The sequence below is a fragment of the Gluconacetobacter sp. genome (assembly GCF_047721585.1).
Classification (GTDB): domain Bacteria; phylum Pseudomonadota; class Alphaproteobacteria; order Acetobacterales; family Acetobacteraceae; genus Gluconacetobacter; species Gluconacetobacter dulcium.
In genome coordinates, this window is record NZ_JBDNXE010000143.1 from 1 (window position 1) to 9,029 (window position 9,029).

12 protein-coding genes are annotated in these 9,029 nt (G+C 65.5%); 9 read left to right on the plus strand and 3 right to left on the minus strand.

Annotated elements, in window-relative coordinates:
- Positions 1-125 precede the first annotated feature (125 nt).
- Together ubiM and ABF821_RS18040 are read right to left on the minus strand one after the other, a co-directional pair.
- Entirely contained in the window at positions 126-1,304 is a 1,179-nt protein-coding gene (ubiM, locus tag ABF821_RS18035) for a 5-demethoxyubiquinol-8 5-hydroxylase UbiM (protein WP_415531066.1), read from the minus strand.
- Between the two features lie 16 nt (positions 1,305-1,320).
- Positions 1,321-1,911, minus strand: a complete 591-nt coding sequence (locus tag ABF821_RS18040; protein WP_415531068.1) for a nitroreductase — start codon at positions 1,909-1,911, stop codon at positions 1,321-1,323.
- Between the two features lie 184 nt (positions 1,912-2,095).
- Between ABF821_RS18040 and hisB the strand changes: the two genes are divergently transcribed.
- From hisB to ABF821_RS18085, 9 genes are all read left to right on the plus strand, one after another.
- Positions 2,096-2,692: an imidazoleglycerol-phosphate dehydratase HisB gene (gene hisB / locus ABF821_RS18045; RefSeq protein ID WP_182975705.1), complete on the plus strand. Its 597-nt coding sequence runs from the start codon at positions 2,096-2,098 to the stop codon at positions 2,690-2,692.
- Positions 2,689-3,075 (plus strand): hypothetical protein, encoded by a 387-nt coding sequence (locus ABF821_RS18050; protein WP_415531069.1) that lies wholly within the window; start codon positions 2,689-2,691, stop codon positions 3,073-3,075. The genes hisB and ABF821_RS18050 overlap by 4 nt, the downstream gene beginning before the upstream one ends.
- A 2-nt stretch (positions 3,076-3,077) precedes the next feature.
- Positions 3,078-3,749 (plus strand): imidazole glycerol phosphate synthase subunit HisH, encoded by a 672-nt coding sequence (gene hisH / locus ABF821_RS18055; RefSeq protein ID WP_415531076.1) that lies wholly within the window; start codon positions 3,078-3,080, stop codon positions 3,747-3,749.
- On the plus strand, positions 3,746-5,098 hold the full coding sequence (gene hisA, locus ABF821_RS18060) for a 1-(5-phosphoribosyl)-5-[(5-phosphoribosylamino)methylideneamino]imidazole-4-carboxamide isomerase (RefSeq protein WP_415531070.1): 1,353 nt from the start codon (positions 3,746-3,748) through the stop codon (positions 5,096-5,098). Before hisH ends, hisA begins: the two co-directional genes overlap by 4 nt.
- Entirely contained in the window at positions 5,098-5,871 is a 774-nt protein-coding gene (gene hisF / locus ABF821_RS18065) for an imidazole glycerol phosphate synthase subunit HisF (RefSeq protein ID WP_415531071.1), read from the plus strand. The genes hisA and hisF overlap by 1 nt, the downstream gene beginning before the upstream one ends.
- 28 nt (positions 5,872-5,899) lie before the next feature.
- Positions 5,900-6,382: a phosphoribosyl-ATP diphosphatase gene (locus tag ABF821_RS18070; RefSeq protein WP_415531072.1), complete on the plus strand. Its 483-nt coding sequence runs from the start codon at positions 5,900-5,902 to the stop codon at positions 6,380-6,382.
- Between the two features lie 17 nt (positions 6,383-6,399).
- Positions 6,400-6,780 carry a histidine triad nucleotide-binding protein gene (locus tag ABF821_RS18075; RefSeq protein ID WP_415531073.1) on the plus strand — a complete coding sequence of 127 codons (381 nt, stop codon included), beginning with the start codon at positions 6,400-6,402 and terminating at the stop codon, positions 6,778-6,780.
- 192 nt (positions 6,781-6,972) lie between these two features.
- Positions 6,973-7,458, plus strand: a complete 486-nt coding sequence (locus ABF821_RS18080) for a hypothetical protein (protein WP_114728958.1) — start codon at positions 6,973-6,975, stop codon at positions 7,456-7,458.
- 291 nt (positions 7,459-7,749) lie between these two features.
- Positions 7,750-8,658, plus strand: a complete 909-nt coding sequence (locus tag ABF821_RS18085) for a DUF4145 domain-containing protein (RefSeq protein ID WP_415531074.1) — start codon at positions 7,750-7,752, stop codon at positions 8,656-8,658.
- Here the strand turns inward: ABF821_RS18085 and ABF821_RS18090 are convergent.
- Positions 8,636-8,845 (minus strand): hypothetical protein, encoded by a 210-nt coding sequence (locus tag ABF821_RS18090; protein ID WP_415531075.1) that lies wholly within the window; start codon positions 8,843-8,845, stop codon positions 8,636-8,638. The two genes, ABF821_RS18085 and ABF821_RS18090, sit on opposite strands and share 23 nt — an antisense overlap.
- Positions 8,846-9,029 lie beyond the last annotated feature (184 nt).

Below are 9,029 nucleotides of genomic sequence, written 5' to 3' on the forward strand. Positions count from 1 at the left end.
ACCGCCAGGTCAAGAACCTCAGCCCCGGCGGTGAAGAGCGATCTACACCCCACCCACAACACCGTCAACAGCGAAAAATGAGCCGCATCGTTTTTTTCTGACCCACCAATCAGAAAATGGCGGTTTCAGGCCGTTTTCCCCCGATCGATCAGCATGTTGGTCACGGCTGCCTTGAACGGTGCGAGGGAATCGGCGGCCCGCAGACCGGCGCGGCGCAGGTACCGGAAGGGTGATTCGTCGCGCGTATAGAGGGTGGCGATGCCATTGGTGGCGGCAAACAGGGGGGCGGTGGTCAGGCGATGGCGCATGGAGAACCGCCGCAGCACCGCAGCCGACCCCGGATCGCCATCACGCGCCATGCCGGCCGAGATTTCCTGCGCCAGGACATCCTGCCCCTTGATGCCCAGATTGAACCCATGCGCGGTGATCGGGTGCATGCCTACCGCCGCATCGCCAATCAAGGCGAAGCGTCGTGCCGTGAAGCGATGCGCATAGACTGCCCGCAGAGGATAGACATGGCGTGTGCTGACCAGCCTCATGGCCCCCAGCCGGTTGCCGACCCTGGCCATGATGTTCGCGTTGAACCGCTCGCGCTCCATCGTTCGTAGCGCCTCGATCTGGTCCGGCGGCAGGGTCAGCACCAGCGAGGACGCGCCACCATTGACGGGCAGCAGCGCGACCGTCTGACCGTCATCGAACCATTGCAGCGCGACATGATGGTGGGGCGATTCATGCGCCATGCGACAGACCAGCATCGCGCGACGGAAATCATGGACGATCGCGCCGATGCCTTGCAGGCGCCGGATTTCGGAAAACCGGCCATCCGCCGCGATGGCCAGGCGCGATGTCACGTTACCGCCCTCCGCCAGCACGGTCACGCTCTCGCCATCGTCCCGCACACGCCGCGTCGCGACGCCCGCGCGGATGACGATACCGGGGCGTGTCATGGCCTCTTCATACAAGGCCTGGCGGATCATGTGGTTGGAGACCAGATACCCCAACGCCTCGACGCCCTGGCCGTTGGTATCGAAGGTCAGCGGGTGGTTGTGTCGCCCGGTTTCCACCCTTGCCTCACGCAAGGGGGAGATACCCACCGGCGGGATGCGCGCCCAGGCCCCGGCATTCCGCAGGACCGAGACCGAGTGATGGGTCAGGGCGATTTCCCGCCCGTCGAATGCGGGCTCGGCCAGTGCCGCCTGCGGCGCGCGCTCCAGAACGGTGACCGACAGGCCGGCGCTTTCCAGCGACAGGGCCGTGGCCAGGCCGGCGGGGCCACCACCGATAATCGTGACGTCACTGTGCATCTCGGCCTCTCGCACGTTACTCGTTGTCCGCCCCGAATGTGACGGGCGCGCCATGCCACTCCGCCACATATCCTTCGACCGATCGGCGAGACGGTATGGCCCGGTTCGGATCGGGCGTGCCGACGAACAGGAAGCCCGCCAGCCGGTGCGGCGCATCGAACCCCAGCGCCGAGGCCAGTGCGGGGTCGACCGCCATGTCACCTGTGACCCAGACGCCGCCGAAGCCGGTTGCATGCAGGGCATTGAGGATATTCATCGCCGCCGCCGCGACCGCCATTTCCTGCTCGATCAGCGGGATCTTGTCTTCGGGGCGCAGGTGCATGCCCAGCGCGATGGTCAGCGGCATGGTGGAGAAGCGCTCGCGGCGCTTTTCGATCTTGGCCGCCGGCACGTCCGGATCGCGCGCCAGCATGCCGGCCACCACCAGTTCGGCCAGCTTCGACCGGGCCTCTCCGCGAATCAGCACATAACGCCACGGCCGCAGGCGGCCATGATCGGGCGCGCGCATCGCGGTGGACAGGATATCTTCCAGCACCGACCCTTCGGGCGCGGGGTCGGACAGGGCGTCGGTCGAAAAGCGGGACAGCAGACTGTCGAGCACGGCCATTGGGCCTCCTTGGTCTCGGGCCCCGGCAGCGGTCGCGCGGCCCTGGCCGGCACCATGCCGCAGAAGGCAGGGGAAGCCAATATCCATCCCCTGCGGGCCAGAGACGCGAACCCCGGCCGGTGGCGCATCGCGCACATATATAGGAGAGTGGCCTAACGCGCCCCATTCCTGTAGGAGAACGGGCATGGATACCGCCCGCACAGCCACGATTCATCGCGTCACCAGCGAGACCGACATCACGCTCCGCCTGAACCTGGATGGCACCGGCCAGTCCCGGATCGCGACCGGTATCGGCTTCTTCGATCACATGCTGACGGCCCTCGCGCGCCATGGCCTGTTCGATCTGGAGATCGAGGCCAAAGGCGACCTGCATATCGATTTCCATCACACCACCGAGGATACCGGCATCGCGCTGGGTCAGGCCTTTGTCCGCGCGATCGGCGACAAGCGCGGCATCCGCCGGTTCGGCCACGCACTGGTGCCGCTGGACGAGGCGTTGAGCGAAGTGGTGGTGGACATCTCCGGCCGCCCCTTCCTGGCCTGGTCGGTGGATTTCACCCGCGACAAGATCGGCGAGATGGACACCGAACTGTTCGAGGAATTCTTCCGCGCCTTCGCCATGAGCGCGCTGCTGACGCTGCATGTGACGCAGAAGGCCGGGCGGAACTGCCACCATATCGCCGAGGCCTCGTTCAAGGCCGCGGCCCGCGCCCTGCGCATGGCGGCCGAACCCGACCCGCGCGCGGCGGGCAGCATTCCTTCGACCAAAGGCGTGCTGTGACGACCTATACCACATGGTTCCGGGCGGATGACCGGCGGCCGCCGGTCCTGGTGGCCGAGCGCCTGTCCTGGCGGGTGCTGCTGCTGGGCTGGCTGGGGCTGGTGATCCAGGGAAGCTGGATCGCCGGATTGCTGGCCGGGGCCGGCAGCCTGATCCTGCTGAGTGCGGTGCAGACAGCGCATCTGCCGCTTCTGCCCTTCTGGGCCGGGCTGCATCTGCTGCTGGCCCTGTGCACCCCCGATATCAGGGCGTGGGAATTGCGGTTGAACGGTCTGGCCGCCGGGCCGATCGTCGTTGCGCAGGGTCACGAGGCAGCAATGCTGCGCCTGCTGGAGCGGAATCCCACGCTTGCACGCACGCGCGGGAACATGGCTGAGGCTTGAGCATGACATCCGCGACGCAATCCATCCTGGTCATCGATTATAATGGCGGCAATCTGGCATCGGCCGCGCGGGCCCTGACCCGCGCGGCGGCGGATAGCGGCATCGGCGCCGAGGTGACGATCTCGGCCGACCCGCAGGCCGTGCGGAGCGCCGACCGGATCGTGCTGCCAGGACAGGGCGCCTTCGCCGACTGCGCCGCCGGGCTGGACGCCGTGCCGGGGCTGCGCGCCGCCATCGTCGACGCGACGGATGCCGGCACGCCGTTCCTGGGCATCTGCGTGGGCATGCAACTGATGGCCGAGCGTGGGCTGGAACATGCCGTCACCCCCGGTTTCGGCTGGATCGCGGGCGAAATCGCCCCCATGGACGTGCCGGGCCTGCGCCTGCCGCAGATGGGGTGGAACCGGCTGGATTTCGTACCGGGCGCCCATCCACTGACCGACGGGCTGGACGCGGACGCCCACGGCTATTTCGTCCATTCCTATGCGCTGCGCCACGGCGTGCCCGACGAACTGGTGGCGACCACCGATTATGGCGGCGCGGTGCCGGCGATCGTGGCCCGTGGCAATCGCGCCGGCACACAGTTCCATGTTGAGAAGAGCCAGACGGTCGGCCTGCGCATCCTGTCCAACTTCCTGCGCTGGACGCCAGCCCGCGAAGGAGGTCCCGCATGACCGGAACCGGGAGACCCTACGACCAGCCGCGCGCCGAACGGGTTCAGTCGCTGACGGAAGACGAGCTTCAGGCACTGTGCGAGGCCACCGACGCCGCGATCTTGGATGGCGGCGGGTTCGGCTGGCTGAACGTGCCGGGCCGCCAGGCGATGGAACGCTATTTCCGGGGCCTGCTGATGGTGCCGGAACGCATGCTGTTCGTGGTGCGGCTGGACGGCGTCATCGTCGGGGGCACGCAGTTGGTGCGCCCGCCGCGCAACAACGAAGCGCAGGCGATGAGCGCCACACTGATGCATCTGTACGTCGCGCCCTATGCCAGGGGGCGCGGGCTCGGCCGGCTGCTGCTGCTGGAGGCCGAGCAATGCGCGCGGGCCATGGGCTACCAGATCCTGAACCTGGATGTGCGCGAGACCCAGGAAGCCGCGATCCGGCTGTTCCGCGCCTTCGGCTTCTATCAATGGGGCACCCATCCCAGCTACGCCCGTGCCGACGGGCGGACGATGCGGGGCCTGTTCTTCACCAAGCGCCTGCAGGACAATGAACGGGTCGTCCCCGCCCACCCGCAGGCCGCCTCCGTTCCCATCCCCGCGACAGGACCTGCCAGCGTGACCGGCCACAGCCTGACCCTCTACCCCGCCATCGACCTCAAGGACGGCGCCTGCGTGCGCCTACGCCGGGGCGAGATGGATGATGCCACGGTCTATTCCGACGATCCCGGCGCGCAGGCCCGCGCATGGATCGCGGCCGGATGCGGCTGGTTGCATGTGGTGGACCTGAACGGCGCCTTCGCCGGCAGGTCGGCCAACAGCGCCGCGATCGAAGCCATTATCGCCAACGCCACCGTGCCGGTGCAGTTGGGCGGCGGGCTGCGCGACCTGGACAGCATCGAACGCTGGCTGGCCGCCGGGATCACCCGTGTGATCCTGGGCAGCGTCGCGGTGAAGAACCCCGAACTGGTCCGCGCCGCCTGCCGCGCCTTCCCCGGCCGGATCGTCGCGGGCATCGACGCGCGTTCGGGGCAGGTCGCGACCGAAGGCTGGGCCGAAACCTCGGACATGAAAGCCATCGACCTGGGCCGGCGGATGGAAGATGCGGGCGTCGCCGCGATCATCTTCACCGAGATCAGCCGCGACGGCATGCTGACCGGCATCGACATCCCCCAGACCGCCGAGCTGGCGAACAGCCTCTCGATCCCGGTCATCGCCAGCGGCGGCGTGGGCAATATCGAGCATCTGCGCGCGCTGCGGGCCGCGACCGTCACCGCGCCTGGAATCGAGGGCGTGATCGTCGGGCGTGCGCTCTATGACGGCCGGGTGGACCCGGCCGATGCGCTGCGGATTTTGTCCTGATGCTGAAGCTGCGGGTCATCCCCTGCCTGGACGTCAAGAACGGACGGGTGGTGAAGGGGGTCAATTTCGTCTCGCTGCGCGACGCGGGCGACCCGGTGGAACAGGCGGCGGTCTATGACGCCGCCGGCGCCGACGAACTGACCTTTCTGGACATCACCGCCAGCCACGAAAACCGCGACACCATCCTGGACGTGGTCAACCGCACCGCCGAGAAGATCTTCCTGCCCCTGACCGTGGGCGGTGGCGTACGCACGACCGACGACATGCGCCGCCTGCTGCTGGCCGGCGCCGACAAATGCGCGATGAATTCCGCTGCCGTCAGCCGTCCGGAACTGATCAACGAGGCCGCACGCAAATTCGGCAGCCAGTGCGTGGTGGTGGGCGTGGACGCCCGCTCGGACGGGCACGGATCATGGGAAGTCTACACCCATGGCGGCCGTACCCCCACCGGCCGCAACGTCATCGACTGGTGCCGCGACGTGACCGAGCGCGGGGCCGGCGAGATCCTGCTCACCAGCATGGACCGCGACGGCACCCGCAGCGGGTTCGACCTGGACCTGCTGCGCGCGGCCTGCGGCGCGGTGCGGGTGCCGGTCGTGGCCTCGGGCGGCGTCGGCACCCTGCAGCATTTCGTCGAAGGCGCGCGCGCGGGCGCCACCGGCCTGCTGGCCGCCAGCGTGTTCCATTTCGGCCAGTTCACCATCCCGCAGGTCAAGCAGGCGCTGGCGGATGCCGGCCTGCCGGTGCGCCACACGCCAGCCGCCAGATCCTGAACGACGCCGATACGCAAGCGAGGGCACGATGCCGAAAATCCCCAAGACCACGCGCAAGAACGACGACACCAAGGCCGCCGGCAAGAAGAGCGTCGCCAAGAAGACCGCCCGCAAAAAGGCCGCCCCCGCTGAAGCCGTCGTAAAGGCTGTCCCTGCCCTGCCCGCCGAACCGGTGGCGACGGCGGAAATTCTGGACCGACTGTTCAACGTCGTCGTCTCGCGCAAGGGCACCGACCCTGCCGTGAGCCATTCGGCACGCCTGCTGTCACGCGGCCGTCGCAAGATCGCCCAGAAATTCGGCGAGGAAGCGGTCGAATGCCTGATCGAGGCCGTCGCCGGCAACAGCGAGGAACTGATCGGCGAAAGCGCCGACGTGCTGTATCACCTGATCGTCATGTGGGTTGATGCCGGCATCCATCCGTCGGATGTCTGGGCCGAACTGACGCGCCGCCAGGGCACCAGCGGCATCGCCGAAAAGGCCGCCCGCCCCCGTGACCCGTTGGCGGTATAACGCAAGGAGGCAAGTCCATGGCCGTTTCCGGACGGGGTCCCTACGACCCGCAGAACGTCTTCGCGAAGATCCTGCGCGGGGAAATCCCGTGCCGCAAGGTGTATGAAAACGAGTACGCGCTGGCGTTTCATGATATCGCGCCCCAGGCGCCGGTTCATGTGCTGGTGATCCCCAAGGGACCGTACGTTTCCTTCGCCGATTTCAGCCAGGCCGCCGGCGATGCCGAAATCGCGGGCTTTACCCGTGCGGTCGGCCATGTGGCGGGGTTGCTGGGGCTGGAAGAAGACGGATACCGCCTGCTGGCGAATATGGGCGTCGCCGCCGGGCAGGAAGTGCCGCACTTCCATGTGCATCTGTTCGGTGGGGCCGCGCTGGGGCCGATGCTGCATCGGAGCTGAACGGGCGTTGTTCGTCAGGGCTCTGCCCCGACACCCCGGCAGGAGGCTTGCCTCCTGCACCTCGATTCCTGATCCTGAGCTGTCGTTCGGTCTTGGTGCTTGCGGCGCCTTGGTCTTTTTGCACGCCGTTGATCTGGCGCGAGATGGCAGGTAGATTATTTCAAAAGATTGCCAGTCAGGAGCCCACGCGGAATGGTCACGCCGAAAAACGCGCCTCTGCGCGCCCTCGCCATCCTTGCCATGCTAGGCAGCCTGCCGTCGTGTGAAACGACCGCCCAGCGGATCGCGCAGAAGGAAGACCACCTTGCCGCAGCGGGCTTTGCGCTGAAACCCGCCAGTTCGCAGCAGCAGCAGGCGATGCTGAACCGTCTGCCGCCGCATCATTTCGTCCGCCGAACCCATGGCGGCAACGTGTTCTACGTGTATGCCGACCCGACCGTGTGCGACTGCCTGTATGTCGGCGACCAGGCCGCCTACGACAACTACCAGAGCTATCGCCAGCAGAAGATGCTGGCCGACGAACAGCAGATGACGGCCGGCGAATATCAGGACACCATGTGGAACTGGAACGCCTGGGGTCCGATGGGCGGCCCCGGCTGGGGCGGCTGGAACCCGTCGTGGAACCCGGCATGGGGAAACTGGGACCCTGGCATGGGGCAGTATAACGCCGGTTGGTAAGCCGGGTTGTCAGCGTCAGAACGGCAATTTTATTCGTCGTCGCTTCATCGGGTTGAAGGACGATCAATACCAGCCGATCGCAAAATATCTCGATACAGTCTTCGCCAAGGCGCTGCCCCGATACCCGGGTATGAGGCTTGCCTCCTGCAACTCATCGCATAATGATGTTTTTTTTCTAGCTGACTGCTTTCGCCCACTTCGCGGATGCCGAAGCGCATTTGTGCACTTCCTGAAAGCAGACGTGGCTTCTGGCGTAACAGAAATAGTCTTTGTCGGTCCCGGTGCGGTTCAATGGCTATTGCCATAGGAGTTGCATGGGGCAATGCTCCCTCGCTGAGAGAGATTGCTTCGGAGAGATTTCCCATGTCCCAGGAAGGGCAGACGGTCAGAGCCCATTGCCCTCGCTGCGACGGGGAGCGGAACTGCCTCATTCGTGCTGAAGCTACGAATGAGGAAGGCAATGATATATTCGAGTGGACAGTCAAAGCCAGAATTGTCTCGTGTGCAGGCTGCGATTATTCGTTCTGCATGAGTGTCTCCGACGAGCGGACGAATTATGAGTATTTGGACAAGGAGGCCGGTGAATACCGCAATCACCCCCCGGACGTCGCATTCCTGCCTCCCACCATATGGCGAAAAACCCCGGTCTGGTTGAGTGTACTTACATACACTGGCGAAGATAAGAATCTTCATCTGTTTGGCATCATGACGGAAGTCTACGAAGCGCTCAATGCAAGACTTGATACGCTGGCTGCCATCGGCATCCGCACATCATTCGAAGTCGTGGCGGAAATTTTGGGCGCACCGGACATAAATTTCCAGAAGAAAATCAGGTGGCTCGTCGACAACAAGGCTGGCCTTCTCACGAGTGAGGAGGAGGCCTTCAGGACTCTCGTCGAGGCGGGGAATGCCGCGGCGCATCGAGGCTGGCGCCCAAAACCTGAGGTCATTGATGCATTGATGAACCTGCTCGAGGGCCTAGTGCGCAGAGACATCGTAGATGATATTATCAGGGTTGTGGAGGATGCGCAGAACGAGCATGAGGCGTCTTCGCGCGCTGACAGGGTTGTCCAGCACAGTCCGTCCATACCCCGCCGGGTCTTTCGCAGCAATATCGTGAGGCTTCCCCCCAAGGCAGCCCCCCCGGCAGGTGGCGATACCCCGCCGGACCCTGACATCACCGGCAGCCCGGAGGGGTGATGCACAGCTCCATCCTGATAGTCTCGAGAGCGCGCTGGCATGAATTGAATGCCTCCGCATAGCGACCGGCGACATCAGGCGGCTTGGCCAGCACCCGGCGCAACGCGTCCTCGGGATTGTCGCCCTGCCGGATGGGGCGCGCCAGAAAGGCTCCGGTGACGCCGGAACCCTCGGGATGCTCGTTCATGCGAATGTCCGTTGTCCGTCGTCAGGGCCTTTGGCACATTTTCGGCTTGAGGTAGCGGAGAGCTGGCTGAACCGCGCCAGGATTGGCAGGGATGTCTACTGCTGAGTGTCACAGTCGGAAAGCGGACAGACTGCATTCCTGAAGAGTTTCGGGCGCCGTAAGGCGTACGAAAGTCGGGGAGGAC